Annotated in this window: 19 protein-coding genes and 1 tRNA gene; 5 read left to right on the forward strand and 15 right to left on the reverse strand. The window is 59.8% G+C overall.

Annotated elements, in window-relative coordinates:
* Positions 1-31: 31 nt before the first annotated feature.
* On the reverse strand, positions 32-1,075 hold the full coding sequence (locus GF108_RS10755) for an autoinducer 2 ABC transporter substrate-binding protein (RefSeq protein WP_370462129.1): 1,044 nt from the start codon (positions 1,073-1,075) through the stop codon (positions 32-34).
* 370 nt (positions 1,076-1,445) lie between these two features.
* A tRNA-Gln gene (locus GF108_RS10760) sits at positions 1,446-1,520 on the reverse strand.
* 170 nt (positions 1,521-1,690) lie between these two features.
* On the opposite strand from GF108_RS10760, the gene GF108_RS10765 reads away from it, so the two are divergent.
* A complete protein-coding gene (locus tag GF108_RS10765; protein WP_172982612.1) occupies positions 1,691-2,701 on the forward strand; it encodes a glycoside hydrolase in 1,011 nt (336 codons plus the stop codon).
* Here GF108_RS10765 and GF108_RS10770 read toward each other — a convergent pair.
* The gene (locus GF108_RS10770) at positions 2,698-4,566 is read right to left on the reverse strand and encodes a nucleoside-diphosphate sugar epimerase/dehydratase (protein ID WP_153667939.1); all 1,869 of its coding nucleotides are present in this window, start codon (positions 4,564-4,566) and stop codon (positions 2,698-2,700) included. The two genes, GF108_RS10765 and GF108_RS10770, sit on opposite strands and share 4 nt — an antisense overlap.
* A gap of 257 nt (positions 4,567-4,823) precedes the next feature.
* On the opposite strand from GF108_RS10770, the gene GF108_RS10775 reads away from it, so the two are divergent.
* Entirely contained in the window at positions 4,824-6,026 is a 1,203-nt protein-coding gene (locus GF108_RS10775; RefSeq protein WP_172982613.1) for a DUF2793 domain-containing protein, read from the forward strand.
* Here GF108_RS10775 and uraH read toward each other — a convergent pair whose 3' ends face one another.
* The 7 genes from uraH to GF108_RS10810 form a co-directional block, all read right to left on the reverse strand.
* The gene (gene uraH, locus GF108_RS22415) at positions 6,027-6,380 is read right to left on the reverse strand and encodes a hydroxyisourate hydrolase (RefSeq protein ID WP_153667941.1); all 354 of its coding nucleotides are present in this window, start codon (positions 6,378-6,380) and stop codon (positions 6,027-6,029) included.
* 9 nt (positions 6,381-6,389) lie between these two features.
* A complete protein-coding gene (uraD, locus tag GF108_RS22420; protein ID WP_153667942.1) occupies positions 6,390-6,893 on the reverse strand; it encodes a 2-oxo-4-hydroxy-4-carboxy-5-ureidoimidazoline decarboxylase in 504 nt (167 codons plus the stop codon).
* A gap of 12 nt (positions 6,894-6,905) precedes the next feature.
* Positions 6,906-9,224 carry a xanthine dehydrogenase molybdopterin binding subunit gene (xdhB, locus tag GF108_RS10790; protein ID WP_153667943.1) on the reverse strand — a complete coding sequence of 773 codons (2,319 nt, stop codon included), beginning with the start codon at positions 9,222-9,224 and terminating at the stop codon, positions 6,906-6,908.
* On the reverse strand, positions 9,221-10,648 hold the full coding sequence (gene xdhA / locus GF108_RS10795) for a xanthine dehydrogenase small subunit (RefSeq protein WP_153667944.1): 1,428 nt from the start codon (positions 10,646-10,648) through the stop codon (positions 9,221-9,223). The genes xdhB and xdhA overlap by 4 nt, the downstream gene beginning before the upstream one ends.
* A 66-nt stretch (positions 10,649-10,714) precedes the next feature.
* The gene (locus GF108_RS10800) at positions 10,715-11,215 is read right to left on the reverse strand and encodes an ureidoglycolate lyase (RefSeq protein ID WP_153667945.1); all 501 of its coding nucleotides are present in this window, start codon (positions 11,213-11,215) and stop codon (positions 10,715-10,717) included.
* A gap of 1 nt (position 11,216) precedes the next feature.
* A complete protein-coding gene (gene puuE / locus GF108_RS10805; protein ID WP_153667946.1) occupies positions 11,217-12,134 on the reverse strand; it encodes an allantoinase PuuE in 918 nt (305 codons plus the stop codon).
* Positions 12,135-12,256: 122 nt separating this feature from the next.
* On the reverse strand, positions 12,257-12,844 hold the full coding sequence (locus tag GF108_RS10810) for a biotin transporter BioY (protein ID WP_153667947.1): 588 nt from the start codon (positions 12,842-12,844) through the stop codon (positions 12,257-12,259).
* A gap of 123 nt (positions 12,845-12,967) precedes the next feature.
* Between GF108_RS10810 and GF108_RS10815 the strand changes: the two genes are divergently transcribed.
* Positions 12,968-13,867 (forward strand): MBL fold metallo-hydrolase, encoded by a 900-nt coding sequence (locus tag GF108_RS10815; RefSeq protein WP_153667948.1) that lies wholly within the window; start codon positions 12,968-12,970, stop codon positions 13,865-13,867.
* A gap of 7 nt (positions 13,868-13,874) precedes the next feature.
* Here the strand turns inward: GF108_RS10815 and GF108_RS10820 are convergent, their stop codons facing one another.
* From GF108_RS10820 to GF108_RS10835, 4 genes are all read right to left on the reverse strand, one after another.
* Positions 13,875-14,675 carry a DUF1499 domain-containing protein gene (locus GF108_RS10820; protein ID WP_153667949.1) on the reverse strand — a complete coding sequence of 267 codons (801 nt, stop codon included), beginning with the start codon at positions 14,673-14,675 and terminating at the stop codon, positions 13,875-13,877.
* Between the two features lie 184 nt (positions 14,676-14,859).
* Positions 14,860-14,997 carry a hypothetical protein gene (locus tag GF108_RS10825; RefSeq protein WP_172982614.1) on the reverse strand — a complete coding sequence of 46 codons (138 nt, stop codon included), beginning with the start codon at positions 14,995-14,997 and terminating at the stop codon, positions 14,860-14,862.
* Positions 14,981-15,289, reverse strand: a complete 309-nt coding sequence (locus tag GF108_RS22425) for an alkaline phosphatase family protein (protein WP_246663909.1) — start codon at positions 15,287-15,289, stop codon at positions 14,981-14,983. Before GF108_RS22425 ends, GF108_RS10825 begins: the two co-directional genes overlap by 17 nt.
* A gap of 59 nt (positions 15,290-15,348) precedes the next feature.
* Positions 15,349-16,806, reverse strand: a complete 1,458-nt coding sequence (locus GF108_RS10835) for a hypothetical protein (RefSeq protein WP_153667951.1) — start codon at positions 16,804-16,806, stop codon at positions 15,349-15,351.
* A 364-nt stretch (positions 16,807-17,170) separates the two neighbouring features.
* On the opposite strand from GF108_RS10835, the gene GF108_RS10840 reads away from it, so the two are divergent.
* The gene (locus GF108_RS10840) at positions 17,171-17,512 is read left to right on the forward strand and encodes a hypothetical protein (protein ID WP_153667952.1); all 342 of its coding nucleotides are present in this window, start codon (positions 17,171-17,173) and stop codon (positions 17,510-17,512) included.
* Positions 17,513-17,593: 81 nt separating this feature from the next.
* A complete protein-coding gene (locus GF108_RS10845; RefSeq protein WP_153667953.1) occupies positions 17,594-18,991 on the forward strand; it encodes an aminotransferase in 1,398 nt (465 codons plus the stop codon).
* Between the two features lie 49 nt (positions 18,992-19,040).
* Here GF108_RS10845 and GF108_RS10850 read toward each other — a convergent pair whose 3' ends face one another.
* Entirely contained in the window at positions 19,041-19,331 is a 291-nt protein-coding gene (locus GF108_RS10850) for a type II toxin-antitoxin system RelE/ParE family toxin (RefSeq protein WP_153667954.1), read from the reverse strand.
* Between the last annotated feature and the right edge of the window lies 1 nt (position 19,332).

Genomic DNA, 19,332 nt, shown 5'->3' on the forward strand with positions numbered 1-19,332 from the left:
CAACGCTGCCGCCGCCCGGACAAAAGGCAAATCAGAAGTTGTAAGGGGCCATGTTATCGACCGTGACGCCAACCCAGCCGGCGCCGTAGAGCAGGTTCGGCTTAGAGGCGTCGGGCGCGGTGAGGCTCGTATAGCCGGGAAGGCCGAGGTCGAGGCCGGGCTTGATCTCGGCGTTCTTCTTTTCGAGCGCCATGACGGCAAGCTCGTTCATGGCATAGCCGGCAACGGCGGGATCCCAGAACTGGATATACTGGATGTCGCCATTCTTCAGGTATTCACCGGCGACCGAAACCAGACCTGTTCCCGCGAAGAAGACCTTGCCCTTCAGACCGCCCTCTGCGATCAGGCGCCCTGCGCCAGCCGAAGTCGGCATCGGCGCGCCGAGAATGCCGGTAACGTCCGGATAGGTGGTCATCGCCTCTTTCAGCTTGTTGTAGTCCTGATTGGCGTCGTCATAGGTTTCGAGACGCTCGGTCGCCAGCGACATTTCAGGAAAGTTCTTCTTCTGAAATTCGATGGCGCCGTCGATCCAGTCCATCTGCGACTTGGAGGTCAGGCTGCCGACCGTCGCAAGATACTTGCCCTTGCCGCCCATGTTCTTGGCAAGGACTTCCATGAGCTTGGCGCCATAGGCCTTGTTGTCGAAGGCTTCGAGCTCGTAATCGACATTGACGATGTTGGAGGCTTCATGGGCGATGACGACGATCCCGCGGTCGCGGGCCTTCTTCAGCACCGGCTCCACCGCCTCGACCGAGAATGGCACGATGCAGATGGCATCGACGCCCTGCGCGATCAGGTTTTCAACGATCTGGACCTGCGCAGCAGCGTCGGCCTGGCTCGGCCCGACCATCCAGGTATCCATCCCGGTATCCGATTTGAACTGTTCGACGCCGGCGCGCATCCGGTCGAACCAGGCAATACCGTCGACCTTGACCACGGTGGCGATGGAATAGGTCTTGCCGCTAGCTGACGTGACATATTCCTTTTTGACTTTGGATGTATCGATCGGCCCTTCGGCCTTTGCCGGCGCGACAAGAGCCGCGACAATGGCGAGTGATGCGAGCAGTTTCTTCACAGGCATATCCTCCTTGGTTGTTGCCCAAACCGTGCGGAATGGCATGGCCACCCGCCGACCTTTCGAAGTGTCAGGAAGAAAACTGGAGGCAAACGATCAAACGCACGCGGCATTGCGCGCCGCGACCTTGGTTCTGCCTTGCCGATCTTCGCGCCGGACCACTCCCGTCCAGATGCGAATGCTCACTCCCTGCGATTCATACTTACGTGATGAAACGTTTCATTCAACATTCAAGATGATGCGGCGCTTGTCAATATGGAAGCGACGCCTAGAACAAATGTTATTTGAAATGTTAAAGTGTGTGCAATTCAGAAGTGCAGAACGGTCGATGATTCGCGTGCCAAGGCCAAGATTTCCCTGATGTCCTGAATGGCTGGGGCGCCTGGATTCGAACCAGGGAATGGCGGTACCAAAAACCGCTGCCTTACCACTTGGCTACGCCCCAAAATCTTTCTGTCTGTCCAGGCGAAGCGCCCGACCGCGCGGCCTTATAACCTCTGGCTCGGGGTTGCGCAACGTGAATGATCGGCCATTTGTCGCTCTTCGCAATTGTTTCCATATAATTTTCATGACAAGGGTGACTTCGAATTCACGCCGTTTCGAACGAGGCCCGGATTGCCCTTTGCTGCATTGCTTGCGCCATTTCTCGCCACCGCCATCGGCGCTGCCATACTGCTTGCGGCCATCATAAGGCTCCTGCCGAGCGATTTCCTCGGCGCCGCCATTACGGACCGGTCCAACCATACGCAGCCGGCGCGCCAGCTTGGCGGCCTTGCCATCATCCCGGCAGTCCTTCTGGCGCTTTGGATATTCGGCCCGGCAGCCGGTCTCGACTGGCAATTTCTTTCCTCGAGCAGCGCCGCCGCGCTTATCCTGTGGGTCACCGGGTTTTTCGACGACCGCCATCATCTGCCCGAAAGCGTCCGGCTGATCGCACAGTTTCTCGCGGCCGGAATAGCCGTTTATGGCCTCGGCAGTGAATTCCGGCTGCTGCCCGACTTCCTGCCGTTCGCCGTCGAGAGGCTCCTCCTTGCCTTCGCTCTCGTCTATTTCATCAACCTCACCAACTTCATGGACGGTCTCGACCTGATGATCGTCTCCGGGCTTGGCATACCGCTGGCGCTCGCCGCGATTCTTGCCGCGATCGGCCTCGTGGCTTCCGGTGCGGGCGTGCTTGCCGCCTGCCTCGCCGGGGGCCTCTTTGGATTTGCTCTGTTTAACCGCCCGAAAGCGCTGGTTTTTCTCGGCGATTCCGGCAGCCTGCCGATCGGGCTTTTGAGCGGGCTTGCCTTCTTCCTGGTTGCACGCGACCTTTCAATCGCCGCCGGCCTGCTTTTGCCGCTGTTCTTTATCGGCGACGCCACGTCGACGCTGTTCATGCGGCTTGCGGCGCGCGAGAACATTCTCGCTGCCCACTCCAAGCATGCCTATCAGATCGCCAAACGGTCAGGCTGGTCGGTTTGGCAGATCGTTGCCAGCGTCAGCGCGCTGAATTTCATCCTCGGCATCTGCGCCTTCCTGACATTCGATGGCGGGCTTGTTGCGGCCGGCGCAATTTGCGCCGGACTGCTGGCAGTGACGTTGCTGCTGTCGCGCTTTCGCAGCGCTGGACGACGTAGTATTTAAGACGTTGCGCGCTCGTAGAGCAGTTTGCGGACGCCTTCAGTATCGCGCCGCTCAATCAGAAGCTGGAGTTCTGCCACAGCATCCGGCAGGTGGTCGGCAGCGTTGGACCGGCGCTGGGCGCGCAGGATTTTTGTGTGGGTCGTCGACCCGACGCCGGTGGGATCGTAGAACAGTTCCTCATGCAGCTTCTCACCATCGCGAATGCCCACTGTGACGATCTCGATGTCGCCATCGGGATTGCTGCTGTCTTTCACCGACAGTCCGGCGAGAAGGATCATGTTTTCGGCAAGATCGCGGATACGCACAGGTTCGCCCATTTCCAGCAGCAATATATCGCCGCCCTCAGAAAGCGCGCCGGCCTGGATGATGAGTTCGGCAGCTTCGCGCACGGACATGAAATAGCGGGTCATGTCGTCATGGGTAACCGTCAGCGGCCCACCCTGCGCGATCTGCTCGCGAAAGAGCGGCACCACCGACCCGCTTGAACCGATGACATTGCCAAAACGGACCGAAGCAAATATCTGCCCGGTCCCCTGCTCCCTGGCGATATCGCCCTGATGTCGCACGATAAGTTCCGCCCAGCGCTTGGTCGCCCCCATGACATTGGAGGGCCGAACGGCCTTGTCGGACGAGATCAGCACGAAGTTCCGCACCCCGGCCTGCTGTGACATTGCGGCCAGCACATCGGTGCCTATGACATTGTTGCGCGCGCCCTCGACGACGTTCTCTTCGACAAGCGGCACATGCTTGTACGCGGCGCAATGATAAACATTTTCAACCTTGTGCTCTGCGAGCAGCGCGCGGATCAGCGAAGCATCGCTGATCGAACCAAGCGCCGGAACGATCACGCAATCGGTCATGCCCGCCAGTTCACGCTGGAGCTGGTAGATGCTGTGCTCGTTGACATCGAAGACAATGAGCTTGGCGGGCGCAAGCTTGACGATCGTGCGGCAAAGCTCCGAGCCGATCGAGCCGCCGGCGCCGGTAACAAGGATCACCCGGCCTTCCACGGTCTTGTCGAGCAGCGTCGGGTCGGCCGGAACGGGCGAGCGGCCGAGCAGGTCGTCAATGTCGATATCACGCAGGTGGCTGACCAGATACTTGCCGGCCGTGAGGTCGGAGATAGCCGGAAGAATGCGAACCTTGACGTCAAGCGCTTTCAATCGGCCGATCAGCCGGCGACGCTCGATGCCGCTCAGCGATGAGGTCGTCACGATCAGTTCGCTGATACCGAAATTATCGATCAGCGTTTCCAGGTGCTGCGTGGGGTAGACGCGGATACCGAGAATATCCATGCCATGCAGGCTCCGGTCGTCGTCGATGAAACCGGCAACGGATACTTCGTTCTGGCTGCGCAGCGCATTGGCAAGTTGGCGTCCCGCATCGCCTGCTCCGAAAATCAGACATTGCCGCGCCATGAGCTTGTCGCGCAGTGCACTCCACAGCAGCCATTTGGCGCCGAAGCGGCTGCCGCAGATAATGCCAATGCTCAGCACCCAATAGAGGAAGGGAATAGCGCGCGGCACGCCCTCTGCGCCGGTCATGAGCGTCAGGAACGCCAGGCAGACCCAGAGAATGACAGAGATGGTCACCGCCTGGATCATCGTCCAGATGGCCTTGTCCGGCAGGTAGCGGATGACGGCGCGATAGAGTCCGAAGCGGATGAACACCGGCAGCCCGATCAGCGGCGCGGCAACCATCAAAAGTGCCTGTTCGCTGTTCGGAATAAAGAATGTGCCAAATCGCAGCAGATAGCTGAGCCAAACGGCGAAGGTCAGCGCGATCACGTCGAATACGACCAGGATCAGTTGCTTGTAACGACGCGGCATCATCGAGACGCCCTGCCGAAAATTTTCCAGTGTCATTGATCCTCGATGTTCACGGCATGCAGACGGGCTTGATAAGGGACGTTGAAAAGCACCTTTGCGCAAGGGATGAGCCGGGCAGGCGTCTCGCCCTACAACGGAACCCCAAACGGACGCAAGACCAGTAACATAGGGCTACATAAATGCAATGACCGGCAGCTCGTCAATCAATCACCATGTGCATCGCCGGTTTATCCAACACAATCACAACGGCTGTACTGTCCCCGGCAATGGCGAAGCGCGGAGAGGACAGCCACATGGATCAGACGTCGAACCTCAAATTGCCCTATATCGCCCCCTCGCAGGCGCAAAAGCATGTAACGCACAACGAGGCGATACGCGCGCTCGATGCTCTGGTGCAATTATCGGTGCTGAACAGCAATGCGCAGGCGGCGCCATACAATCCCGCTGAAGGCGAGCGCTACATCGTCGGATCCGGGGCAAGCGGAGCCTGGGCCGGCAAGGACCAGCAGCTCGCCGCCTTTCAGGATGGTGCATGGGCGTTCTTTCAGCCGCTTGAGGGCTGGTGCGCGTGGGTCGCCAACACGGCGAGCTTCCTAGTGTTTACAAATGGCGCGTGGAAGGCCGCCGCCAGCGGCGGTACCAATCCCGTGAATGCGGTCGGCATCCAGACGGTCGCGGATGATACGAACCGGCTCGCCGTGAAAAGTCCGGCATCACTGTTCGACCACGCGGGCACCAGCCATCAAATCAAGATCAACAAGTCTGACGACAACCAGGCAGCGTCGCTCCTCTTCCAGTCGAACTATCAGGGCCGCGCCGAAATGGGCACGATGTGGGGCCGCGACTTCCGTATCAAGACCAGCGCGGACGGTATTAGCTGGCGCGATGTCATGATCGCCGACAATGCGACCGGCGTCGTGCGCTTCCCCAATGGCATTGCCAGTGCGGCGACTGGCAAACGCCTGTCCGGGCTTGTCTTTTTGCCGGCCGGGCCCGATGCGACGATCTATCAAATGCCAGGCAGCGCCACGCCCGCCACTGCCAAAGTCGCCTCGATCGCCGCCGACATCATCACGCTCGTTGCCAACAGCGCCGTGAGCCTGTTTGGAACGGCCATGCGCGATGTCGCCATGGTGCGGCTCTGGAATGTCACCAAATCGCCAGCCCAGTCGGCCTGGGTCAAATGGGACACCGCTCTCAACGGACTTCAGGTCGCAAACGCCGATCAGATCAAGCAATGGGCATCCGGCGATGTGCTGCAGATCGTCGATCCGGTCAAAAAGACGGTCGCTATCGATATTTCGCCGCTGATGCAGAGGCGGCTCGGCGGCGTATTCGCACAGGACGGCGTGCTGCTGACGACCGTCAATGCAGGCAATCCCGTCGGCAGCCTCGTCCTGCCGAGCTCCGATCTGTCACCCCAGTCCGGAGCGAACCTCGTCTATTTCCGCGGCGATGAGGCGCGGGTGTTCAACATTGCCGGTGTCTATGGCTGATCAACTGCCCCGATAGGTCGAATAGGACCAGGGAGTGACCAGAAGCGGCACGTGATAATATGCGTTCGTGTCGGCAATCGCGAAGCGTATCGGCACATCGTCGAGAAAGGCCGGGGTGTCGAGCGCAACGAGTTTGTGCTTGAAATATTCCTCGACGAAGAACGTCAGCTCGTAGCGGCCGACCGCCATCTCGTCGGCGGAAAGGAGCGGCTTGTCGGTCCGGCCATCCGCGTTGGTAACGGCGGTTTTGAGCAGGACAGGCCCGCCCTCCTCGATACGATGGAGTGTGAGGGCCATCCCGTCCGCGGGCTTTCCGGCGGAATTATCGAGAACATGCGTGGATAACTTTCCCATGTGAGGTCCTTAAGTGATCAAATCGTGCAAGCGAAACCGCGCAATCAGCGCGATCTGCCGTAAAGCTTCGGCGACTTCCTCGCCGGCATTGTGATCGAGGCGCTGGCGAAACGCCGCCATGATTGAGTGCTTGTTATGGCCGCGCACGGCAAGGATAAATGGAAACCCGAAACGGCTCTGATAGGCGTTGTTGAGGCGATGGAACTCCTCGAATTCCTCGTCGGTCAGCCGGTCAAGGCCAGCCCCGCGCTGTTCGCTAGTTGATTCGACGGTAAGACTGCCCTGGCGCGCCGCCATCCCCGCAAGATCCGGATGCGCGCGGATCAAGCCCAATTGTGCCGCCTGACCGGCCTTTTCGACGGCGACGACCATGGCGCCGTGCAGGATCTCGACGCTTGTGAATGGCCGCTGGCCGGCGACCGCCTCAGCGACCCACGGCGAATGTTCGAACACACCGCCGAGCGCGCCAACGAATTCCTCCGTGCTGGCACTGTTCAGTTGTTCAAGCCTCATGTCCCCTCCCTCTCAAGCTGTTCGGTTGGCTTTGGCCTCCCCTACTGACCGTAGAACATTTTCCGGCGTTGCCGGAGAATCGAGATGCGGAACGCCTCCGTGGATCGAGGCGATAGCGTCGCGGATCGCCAGCCAGACCGAAATGCCGAGCATCAATGGCGGTTCGCCAATCGCCTTGGAGCGAAATACCGTCTCCTCCTGGTTTGGCTTATTATCGAGAATGCGGACGTTGAATTCAGGCGGAACGTCGCGCGATCCCGGTATCTTGTAGGTCGAAGGTCCGACGGTGCGCAATTTGCCGGCCTTGTCCCACCATAGTTCCTCGCAGGTAACCCAGCCCATGCCCTGAACGAAGGCGCCCTCGATCTGGCCAAGGTCGATGGCGGGATTGAGCGGCGAGCCGACGTCCTGAAGGATATCGGCCCTTAGGCATCGGGTCTCGCCGGTCAGCGTGTCGATCGCAACTTCAGCAACCGCTGCCCCGTAGCTGAAATAAAAGAACGGGCGGCCTTTCATCGTCTTGCCGTCCCAATGAATCTTCGGCGTCGCATAATGGCCGGCCTCGGAAAGCTGAACGCGCTTGGCCCAGGACATTTTTGCAAGTTCGCCGAACGAAATCGATTCATTGCCGGCATGAATGCGGCCCTCGCGGTAGACGATCACGTCTTCATCGACGTCGAAATGTTCGGCGGCAACCCGCGTCATGCGCGCCTTAATCGCGGTCGCCGCCTTGAAGGCCGCCATGCCGTTAAGGTCCGAGCCGGTCGAAGCGGCCGTCGCGCTGGTGTTCGGCACCTTGCCGGTCGCAGTGGAGGATATCCGCACCATGTCGAGTTCGACCTGGAACACTTCAGCGACAACTTGCGCAACTTTGACGAAAAGCCCCTGCCCCATCTCGGTGCCGCCGTGATTGAGGAAGATCGAGCCGTCGAGATAGACATGGACGAGCGCGCCGGCCTGATTGAGCGAGGTCAAATTGAATGAAATGCCGAATTTGATCGGCATCATGGCGAGGCCGCGCCTTATGACAGGATTGGTCGCATTGTGCGCATCGATCTCGGCGCGACGCCGGCTCCAGTCGGCCGAGGCGAGCACGGCTTCGGTGACCTCGACCAGGCGATTGTCTTCCACCTTCTGGCCATAGGGCGTCATATCGCCGGTTTCGTCGCCATAATAATTGACGGCGCGGACATTATTGGGCTCGAGCTTCAACTTGCGTGCAATCGTATCGATGATGCACTCGATGGCGATAATGCCCTGGGGCCCGCCAAAGCCGCGAAATGCGGTGTTCGAAACGGTATTCGTCTTGCAGGCATGACCTACAAAGCGGGCATGGGGGATGAAATAGGAATTGTCCGAATGGGTCAGGGTGCGCGTGATCACCGGCCCCGTGAGGTCGGGGAGATTACCGGCCCGGGCCAGGTACTCGATGTCGAGCCCAACTATGCGCCCTCTGCTGTCGACACCAGCCTTCCAGTTAACGACATAATCATGCCGCTTGCCGGTGGCGACCATGTCGTCGCGGCGCTTCAGGCGCATCTTGCATGGCTTGCCCGTCTGGGCCGCGATCAGCGCCGCCGCGCAGGCGATGATAGTCGGCTGGCTCTCCTTGCCGCCGAAACCGCCACCCATGCGCCTCACCTGACACTCGACCGCATTGGCATGAACGCCAAGGACGAGCGCCACATGGTGCTGGACTTCGGTCGGATGCTGGGTTGAAGAATGAACCAGCATTTCGCCGTTCTCGCCGGGAATGGCGTAGGCGATATGGGTTTCAAGATAGAAATGATCCTGTCCGCCCATGCGCAACTTGCCGGAGATGACATGGGGCGCGCCGGAGAGCGCCGTGTCTACATCGCCTTCGATGACCTGCTGCGCCGGAAGAACATAGCTCTTCTTGTGATGCGCTTCCTCGATGTCCAAAACTGGTTCGAGCTTTTCGATGTTCAGTTTGACGCGTTTGGCGGCGCGATAGGCTGTCTCGAAATCCGACGCAGCGACTGCGGCGACCACCCGCCCTTCATAGTCGACGATATCTTCGGCAAACAGCGTCTCGCCGTGGAGGATAGGGCCAACTTCGTTGTGGCCGGGTATGTCCTTGGCCGACCAGATGCCGGCGACGCCCGGCATCGCCAACGCTTCCGATGCGTCGATACCGAGAAGCCTGCCGTGCGCCACCGGTGAAAGAACGAAGGCCGCATGCAATGTCCCGGGCAGTTCCGGCATATCGTCGATATAGGCGGCTTCGCCAGCGACGTGCCTTGCCGCCGAGTCATGGGCGATACCCTTGCCGACGATACTGCGGTGAACGATCTTGGCATCGATATTCATAGCGCCATCACCTCCACCGTCTCGCCTGCCACATCGCGCCAGAAGCGCTCGGCAAGGTTTGCAGCGACCTCAAGGCGATAATCGGCGCTGCCACGCCAATCGGTCAACGGCTTGAACTCGGTTGCAATGGCTGCGGCGCAGGCCGCGACTGCCTTTCTGTCAAAACTCGTTCCGACGAGAGCGTGTTCGGCTTGAGGAGAGCGGCGCGGCGTTGCCGCCATGCCGCCGAAAGCGATGCGGGCGCTGCGAACCTGCCCTTCCTCCCGCACGATCGAAAACGCAGCGCAGACGGTGGATATATCCTGGTCATAGCGCTTCGATATCTTGTAGACGCGAAAATCCTGGCCTTCCTTGGGCTTGGGGATTGAGACAGAAGCGATCACTTCGTCGAGACGCAGTTCCGTCTTGCGGTAATCGAGGAAGAAATCTTCAAGCGACAGGAAACGGTGGCCGCTCAGGGAGGCAAGCTCGATTTCGGCGCCGAGGGCAATCAGCGCGGGCGGTCCATCGCCGATGGGGCTCGCGGTGCCGATATTGCCGCCAATCGTGCCCATGGATCGAATTTGCGTCGAACCGAAGCGCCGTATCAGCGTAGCGAAGGATGGATAAATCGGCGCTACCGCAGCCAGCACTTCCTCCCACGTCACCGCCGCGCCGAAGCTCAGATGGTTGTCGGTCTCGCGAATCGACCGCAATTCGCTGACCCGAGCCAGCGAAATCACGTCGTCCCAATCACTGTGATAGTCGGCCAATGCCACGCCGAGATCGGTGCCGCCGCCAAGCAAAATCGCCTGCGGTCTCTCCTTGCGCAGTTGCAGAAGCGCATTGAGCGTCCCAGGCTGATCGAATGACGCACCGGCGGCAGAAACCGATCGGCGCGGCTCAATCTTCGCAAAAGCCGTAACGGCGGGGCCGCTAATGCCGGCGCCGCCAGCGCCGATCACCTTGCGTGCTGCTTCGACAATCGGCCTGTAGCCGGTGCACCGGCACAGATTGCCGGCAAGGGCATCGTGAATGTCCTGTTCGCCGGATTCCGGCTTGGCCGCAGCAAGACCTGCTATCGAAATGACGATGCCGGGAGTGCAGAAGCCGCATTGGGACGAGCCGTTTTCCGCCATCGCAAGCTGGACCGGGTGCAGTTGTTCGCCCTTCAAGCCCTCAACGGTAACCAGCGCACGGCCGTCGATCTGGCCCATGGCAAGGATACAGCTGTTGGCGGCGTGATAGTGCACGCGGGGTTCGGCGCCCTCTACCGAAGGATCGCCGACGAGGACAGAGCACGCCCCGCAATCGCCTTCCGCACACCCTTCCTTGGTACCTGTAAGGCGCGCCGGACCACGCAACCAGTCCAGCACCGTCATATCGGGTCGAACTGCAGCTTCCTGCAATTGACCATTGAGAAAAAACCGCATCGTCGTAGCCATGTGAGCAGCTTCGACCGGCTAGGCGTGGGCGTCAAGTGGCGAGATCGCGCAATGACCCGGGGCCGATCAGATGGAGCCAATCCTGTAAAGACGGTCTTCAAAGAAGAATTCTTCGAGATTGTTGCCCTCGCCGCCGCGGTCGACGACCACGAAGTCCGATTCGGCATCGAGCGATATCAGCGGATGATGCCAGGCGTTGCGGGCATAGTTGACGCCCTGATTGCCCTGGCACAGGAACGCGACCGGCGGTCCCGGCCGTCCGCCTTCATCTTCGGCCACAACCGCAAGGTAGGGCCGGTCCTGCAGGGGCATGAAAGCCTGGCTGCCGAGGGGATGACGTTCGAGCATGGTGATGTCGATCGGCGGCGCGAAACTCTGGCCGCGAAATATATTGACCAGCACGCGCGCTCCCGGCCCCGTCACATCGACCTTTGCAAGGTCGTGGAAGCGCTGCGTCGTGCCGCCGTTGATAAGGCGCATCTGCGCGCCCGCGGTTTCGATGACGTCGCCATAGGGTGCGAATGCCGCCCGCGTCAGCGGCGTGACATTGAGACTGAGGATTTCCATCTTAGTTTTCGTCTGCCGGGCGGTGATGTTCGTGCCAATGATTGGCGATATCGATGCGCCGCGTGATCCAGGCGCCTTCCTGATGCTGGACATAATCGAGGAAGCGCTCCAGCGCCGCCGCGCGTCCCGGGCGCCCGACCAGCCGGCAATGCAGGCCTATCGACATCATTTTGGGCGCGCCTTCCCTGCCCTCGGCATAAAGCACGTCGAACGTATCCTTGAGGTAGGTATAGAACTGATCGCCTGAGTTGAACCCTTGCGGCGTCGCAAAGCGCATGTCGTTGGCATCGAGCGTGTAGGGCACGATCAGATGCGGACCCTTTGGACCCTTGACCCAGTAGGGCAGCTCGTCGGCGTAGCTGTCGGCTGAATAAACGAAGCCGCCCTCCTCCATGACGATCTTCAGCGTATTGTCCGACGGTTTACCCTGGTAGATCCCGAGCGGTCGCGACCCGGTAATCTCCGTATGCAGGCGCACCGCTTCAAGAATGTGCTGCCGCTCGGTGTCCTCGGGACAGTCCTTGTATTCGAGCCAGCGCAGGCCGTGGCTCGCAATTTCCCAGTCTGCCTCCTTCATGGCGGCGACAGCTTCGGGGTTGCGCGCCATGGCAAGGGTAACCCCATAGACCGTGACCGGCATCTTGCGCCTGGTAAACATGCGCCACAGCCGCCAGAAACCGGCCCGAGCGCCATACTCATAGATCGATTCCATGTTGAGGTTGCGCTGGCCCGGCCAGGGCTGCGCGCCGACGATCTCCGACAGAAGGCACTCCGACGCCGGATCCTTATCGAGGATAGAGCTTTCGCCGCCTTCCTCATAGTTGACAACGAACTGCACGGCGATGCGTGCACCGCCCGGCCATTTCGGGTCGGGCGTGTTTCGGCCATAGCCGATCAAATCCCGCGGATAATCTGACAAGACGTGCCTCTTATTTTTGAACGAGTGTCATGAGAAACTGCGAAGGCCGCATCGCAAAGTCAATGGCGCAAAAACAAAGGCCGCGGACGATGCCGCGGCCCATCAATGCTTCGAGCAAGCTCTCAACGGCGCTTGAGCAACGAGCCAATGGCCGGAACGATGGCAGCCGCCAGAGCGAGCTTCAAAATGTCAGCGACAATAAACGGACCAACGCCGAAGGTGAACGCCTTCTCGAAGCCGAAGAGATAGGCCATCCACAGGAAGCCGAGGCCGAGAATGGCAATCTCTGCCGCTAGCATCGCCGCGCCGAGAACGATCGGGTTGCGGGCATAACCCTTGTCGGCGGCGGTGCCGACGATCCATGCAGCAACGAGATAGGAGACGAGGTAGCCGCCCGTCGGTCCGACCATATAGGCAAGGCCGATGCCCTTCTCTGGCGTGCCGGTGAAAATTGGCATGCCAAGCGCGCCTTCGAGCAGATAGAGCGCCATCGTAGCGACGGCAAGGCGCGAGCCGTAGGCGGCGGAGATGGCGAATACGGCGAAAGTCTGCATCGTCACATTGACGAACACCATGTCTACCTTGGTCTTGGCGGCAAGCGTCATCAGCGCGGTGCCGATCAGGGCGAGCGTGACATACCAGACCGCTTTGGCGAGTTGACCTTCCGGCTGGAATTCTTGGGCAAGGGAACGGGTTTGCGCAACGATCATGTCGATATCCTCTGTATAGCCTTCGCCGTGGGGCGGTATTTCCACCGTTTGTGAAAACGGTATATTGGGGATTATGCCGCGCCGCAATATGTCGAACAGGCTTTGAAGGGTCCGCTTGCATTCATGTCTCTAGTTTTCGACACCAGTTTTGCGCCGCGCTACGGTGAAGCGGTCGACATTGCCCCGAAGGTCCAGCGGATAACCGTCGATAATCCAAGCCCGTTCACCTTTCACGGCACGAACTCCTACCTCGTCGGCCACGATACGCTGGCGTTGATCGATCCCGGACCGCTGGATGACGCCCATCACGCAGCGCTCATCCGCGCCATCGCCGGGCGCCCGGTCAGCCACATCTTCGTCAGCCATACGCACCGCGACCACTCACCGCTCGCCGCGCGCTTGCGCGATGAACTCGGCGCGGTCGTCGTCGCCGAAGGGCCGCATCGTCCGGCACGACCGCTGCATGTCGGTGAAGTCAACCTTCTCGACGCCAGCGGCGATACGGACTTCGTTCCTGATCTCGTGGCCAGCGACGGGTCGGTGATCGAAGGCGACGGCTGGGCGCTGCGTTCGATCCATACGCCCGGCCACACCGCCAATCATATGGTATTTGCACTTGAGGAGATCGGTGTGCTGTTTTCCGCCGACCACGTCATGGCCTGGGCGACCTCGATCGTAGCGCCGCCGGACGGCGCAATGTCAGACTACATGCGCTCGCTCGACCTGCTGCTTCACCGCCATGACCGCATCTATTTCCCCGGCCACGGCGGACCTGTCACCAAACCAAAGACCTTTGTGCGCGGCCTGAAGGCGCACCGCAAAATGCGCGAACGCGCCATCCTCGAGCGCGTGCGGGCCGGCGACCGCACGATCCCTGCCATGGTCGGCGTCATTTACCGGGAAACCGATCCCCGCCTGCATGGCGCCGCTGGTCTTTCGGTTCTTGCCCATCTCGAAGATCTCGTCGCACGCGGCGTCGTCCACACCGACGGCAATCCTGCCATCGACGGCGTCTACTGGTAGCGATCGGCTAGGGTTGTTCCGGCTGCGTGGTTTCCTCGTCGGGCTGGGTGCCCTGCACTTCGGTGTCGAGCGCCGTCATGAACGCAGTGATGCGGTCGGCATTCTCGCCGAGATCATGAATGCCGTAGCGGGAGACGGAGCGCATATCGACATAGGTGGTCTCGCCTTCGTCGGTGAGGCGGACAACGACGTCGCTGGTAAAGCCGAGCAGCCAGGTGCGGGCCACGACTTCGAGAAGGATCTCCTCGTCGTCGCCGGGTTCCCCCTTCTGGCTCAGCACCGTCCAGCCATTATTGGAGATAACGGTATTCACCGCCGCCAGGATCCGGTCCGGCGAACCGTCATAGCGCCGGCCGGTGACCTGCGGATAGGCGCTCGATTGCTGTCCCCGGCTTTCCTCATCATTGACGAGCGGGTTCATCCGCTCGCTACGCTGGCCGGCGGCGAAAAGCTCAGGCGGGTCGGCTATATCGGTGGAAACGTCGTAGAGTGTCGGCAGCGTCAGTGCCTGGTAGAGGGTCATTGCGAAGGGCGCAAGAACGATGAGCGCGATGACCCCACCCCAGAACGCACTCGGTCCGCCGCGGTCGCCCCGACGCCAAAGGCTGGTGAAGCCCTTGAAGCTCAAAAGCAACGCAAGCAGCGCCAGGCCGGCGACGACCGCAAGCAGCCAGAGAAATTCAGGGGTCTCGATGCGCTCGAAGCGATGCCCGAGCGCGGACAGAACGAAGAGGATCGCGGCCAGAAAAGCCACGCGCACCGACCACTTGGCTGAAATCGACTGGCGGCGGCGAAAATGATGGCGCATGGAATCCCGGCGATGCACAAAACGTCTCGCCAAGAGCTAATCGCATAATCGATACGAGGCAAGCGCGCGTGACAAATCACGTACTTTAGATGCCAGCATCATTCATCCATCACTTGTCGTCCCTAAGCTCTCCCGCCCCGGCGCTCGCGCCGGGACGAAAGAGTTATTATTGTTGGCGATCAGCTTAGACCGCGTAGTCCTTGTAGACGCGCGTTGCCTCGTCATACTGCCTGCCAATGGCGGGATCGCTCTTGCCGATCCTGCCGTTTTCGAGCCGGCCCGCATAACGACGCAGATAAGTGCCATCATCGAAAAAGGCCACGTCGTACCAGCCGTCCGCCGTTGCAGTTTCCACAGCGGTCACCAAAACCGCGGACGCCGCGCAGCGTGCCGAAGTAGTGGTCGAACGACCGGTTTTCCTGCATAAGAAACACGATATGCTCGATATCCGTCAGCGAGCCGTTGTTGATGCAGTCGTTCGATGCGACCAGGAGATCTTCGATGGTGGCGGGCGCGTCGGCAAGAGCCTCCATCATGTAGCTGGAGCATGCCGCGTAGGCTGCCGCGCTGGTTCCGGCAAGACCCAGAATCTTGATAAAATCGCGTCTATCCATGGATAAACCCCTTTGAAAACCAGTTCGTTAATGAAAATTGAAACGGTATGGAAAAATACCTACTGGCAAACGCTCTTGGCGATCTTCAGAAGTTTGTCGTTGGAAGCGTCACGTTCCTTGATGGCCTTGTCCTTGGCTGCAAGCGCTGCATCACGTTCGGTCTGCGTGGCCTTTATATCCGCTTCCTTCTTGGCAATTTCGGTCTTCTGAGTGTCGATCTGCGCTTGCGCCTGATCGCTCTGCTTTTGCAGGTCGTCCCGCTTGGTGGTCATGGCGGTCAGGTCCTTGCCGGACTGCTCAAGCTGTTTGGCCAGTTCGCCCTTGTCGGTCGTCGCCTGATCGAAGCTCTTTTGCAGTTCGTCGCGCTTGGCCGTCATCGCCGTCAGATCCGTGTCGGCCTTTTCAAGCTGCTCGCTAAGAGCGGCCTTTTCGTTCGTCGCCGCATCGAAGCTCTTTTGCAGTTCGTCGCGCTTGGTGGTCATGGCGGTCAGGTCCTTGCCGGACTGCTCTAGCTGTTCGGCTAGATCGGCCTTTTCGGTCGTCGCATCATCGAAGCTCTTTTGCAGATCGTCGCGCTGGGCGGTCATCGCCGTCAGATCCGTGCCAACCGTCTCCAGTTGCTTGCCAAGAGCGGCTTTGTCGGTCGTCGCCTCATCGAAACTCTTTTGCAGATCGTCGCGCTGGGCGGTCATCGCCGTCAGATCCGCACCAGCCGTCTCAAGCTGCTTGCCAAGGGCGGTTTTTTCGATCGTCGCCTTATCCAAACTCGTTTGCAGTTCGTCACGCTTGGCGGTCATGGCGGTAAGATCCGTGCCAGCCGTCTCCAGTTGCTTGCCGAGAGCGGCTTTTTCGTTCGTCGCCTTATCGAAACTCTTTTGCAGATCGTCGCGCTTGGTGGTCATGGCGGTCAGATCCGCGCCAGCCGTCTCAAGCTGCTTGGTGAGATCGGCCTTCTGAACCGCCGCCGTGTCTACGCCCTTTTGCAGTTCGTCACGCTTGGCGGTTATGGCGGCGAGATCCGTGCCGGCCTTTTCAAGCTGTTGGGTCAGGGCCGCTTTATCGCCGGTGGCCGTGGCAAGCTGGCTATTGAGGGTCGTCAATTCCGTGGTTTTGTCCACGACGGCTTTGTCGAGTACAGCAATCTTCGCCAGATTGGTCTCAATGTCCTTGAGCTTCTGGTCGCGTTCGGCGGCGATCTTGTCCTTGTCGGCAACCATCTGCGACAGCTGCGTGGAAATGCTTTCCTTCTCAGCCGCGACTTGTTTCAGCTCGGCCGCGAGCTTGTCCTTGTCGGCTGCAACAGTTTGAAACGTGGTTGTGATAGAAGCTTTTTCGCTGCTGACTGCTTCAATCGTCTTCTTGAGTTCCGCGTTCTCCTTCTTGGTGCTTTCCAGTTCTACGGATTGGGCATCGAATGTCGATTGCGCAACGGAATTGGGCGTCGGTTGTGACGAGTCCGAGCCATCGCAGGCAGAAATGAGGACGAGCGGAATGAGAGCCAAAAGGTTGTTCTTCAAAATAATTTCTCCAAATAAATAGCCGGCCAACTAACTGCCAGAACGCTGCGAAAATTAATTTCTCAAAAAGGGAGCGCACAACCTCTTACATGAGAAAGCACGCATCAAGAATTTGAATTGATGTAGCGAATACGGGGCAAATGTAATAGCTGGATGACAGGCCCCGACATTCCGGAACCTGCATCATCTTGCCGCACGACCGACCGCACGTTTAGCGCGTTTACATTTCGTGAGTGGATGGCTCGCCGCTCTGCTGACATCATCGCGGTGGTGATTTGGGTTGCATTCACGCCGCGGAAAAAGCGGCAGCCGGCGGGCCAGTTAAGTAATAAAAATAAATAGATAGAAATGATGAGGCTGGGGCATGATGCCAGACGTTGACAAACCGGTATCACTGGAGGTTGTCGAGATCGAGCTTGCGCTCGGCGCGCAGGATATCGTGGCCGACGGATTCGAAGGCGCGCTCCAAAAGGCCGCGGAACTCGTCAATGGCGAGGTGATCTTCAACATCCGGGCTCCCGAAGATAGCGACGAGCAACGCATTGGCGCCATTTCGATTTCCGACGGCACCACGGACCAGACCGTTTTTATCATGCTCGGCAAGGACGGGACCACGCTCAGCGTCACGCCGGAACAGGACCAGACGACGCTCCTCGACAAGCTCGGGCCGGATTTCGCCGCTGTCATGAAAGGCTTGCGGTCCTAGTGCCTTTTCACGCGCCTCGCCTTTCGCTTGCCGACAACTCTCGCTAAGATTGAAGCTTCCTCTTCAAGCCGGAGTCCTGAAATGGCGAACCGCCGTCCCCTCACCAATGTTCAGCAGCGCGACGTCAACGCAATCCTTCATCCCTATACCCCGATCCACAAGCTCCAGGAGATGGGGCCGCTCGTCATGGGCCATGGCAAGGGCGTCTATCTCTACGATACGCAGGGCAAGGAATATATCGAGGGCATGTCGGGCCTTTGGTGCGCTGGGCTCGGCTTCGGCGACGAGGAAATGATCGAAGCGGCAACCGAGCAGATGCGCACGCTGCCCTATTATCACCTCTTCGGCGGCAAGGGCATGGAGCCCGCCATCGAGCTCGCCGAAAAGCTCAAGGAACTGGCGCCGGTGCCGATCTCGAAGGTGTTTTATACGTCGTCGGGTTCGGAGGCCAACGATACGCAGGTCAAGCTTGCCTGGTATTACAACAATGCGCTTGGCCGGCCGAATAAAAAGAAGATCATCTCACGCGTGAAAGCCTATCACGGCGTCACTGTCATGTCGGCTTCGCTCACCGGACTTCCGGGCAATCACAAGGGTTGGGACCTGCCGGTGCCGGGGATCCTACACACCGATTGCCCGCATTATTATCGTTTCGGCCTTGAAGGCGAGAGCGAAGCGGAGTTCGTCGCGCGCCTCGCACAATCGTTGAAGGACATGATCGAGCGCGAGGGTCCGGAGACGATTGCCGCCTTCATCGCCGAGCCGGTCATGGGCGCGGGAGGGGTCATCGTGCCGCCGGCAAATTACTTCGCGGCGATTGAACCCGTCCTGCGCGAGCACGACATCCTTATCATCTCCGACGAGGTGATCAATGGTTTCGGGCGCACCGGCAACTGGTGGGGAAGCCAGAGCGTCGGCATGACGCCGACGACGATCTCGGCTGCCAAGCAGCTTACCGCCGCCTATTCGCCGCTCGGCGCCGTGCTGGTGCCCGAAGACGTCTACCAGGCCTATGTCGATCACAGCGCCCAACTCGGCACGTTCGGCCATGGCTTCACCTATGGCGGACATCCTGTCGGTTGCGCGCTCGGCATCAAGGCGATCGAGATTTACCAGCGTCGCAATATTGTCGAGGAGGTGCGCCGCCTGACGCCGACCTTCGAAGCGCGGCTTGCCAAGGTGAAGGATCATCCGCTCGTTGGCGATGTGCGCAATTGTGGACTGATGGGCGCGGTCGAACTCGTCGCCGACAAGGCCACCAAGCGCTCCTTCGATCCGGCGCACGGGGTTGCGGCGCAACTCGCGCGTTTCCTGGAGGGTCACGGCGCCGTCCTGCGCGCCATTGGCGATTCCATCGCATTCTGCCCGCCGATGATCATCACCGAGGCCGAGCTCAACGAGCTCTTCAATCGCTTCGAACTCGCGCTCGCCGATACCGAAGCGCATGTATCCAGCAACAGCCTGCGCGCTGCTGCCTGATCCCGAAATTTATGGAAATGAAAATGGCCGCCTTGCGCGGCCGTTTTTTTCAGAGCTTTCCCGGCGGCCGTTGTGCCGTATGCAAGATGGTCAGAATCTCGATATTATCGCCCACCCGGTATGCGATGATGTAGGGAATGTCGCCGAGTATGACTTCCCGCGTCCCGCTTATGCGCCCGGCGCGTCCCATGGCGGGATGCGCGACAAGCTTTTCCACTGCTGAAACAATTCGCCCGACGACACGCTTAGCCGCTGCGGGGTTTTCCGAGGTTATATAGCTGCCTATTTCATCGAGCCGTCGCAGCGCCCGAAGGGTACAGCGAATTCTTCTTTGGCTCATT

It is taken from the genome of Phyllobacterium sp. SYP-B3895, assembly GCF_009647635.1.
In the GTDB taxonomy this organism is placed as follows: domain Bacteria; phylum Pseudomonadota; class Alphaproteobacteria; order Rhizobiales; family Rhizobiaceae; genus Phyllobacterium; species Phyllobacterium pellucidum.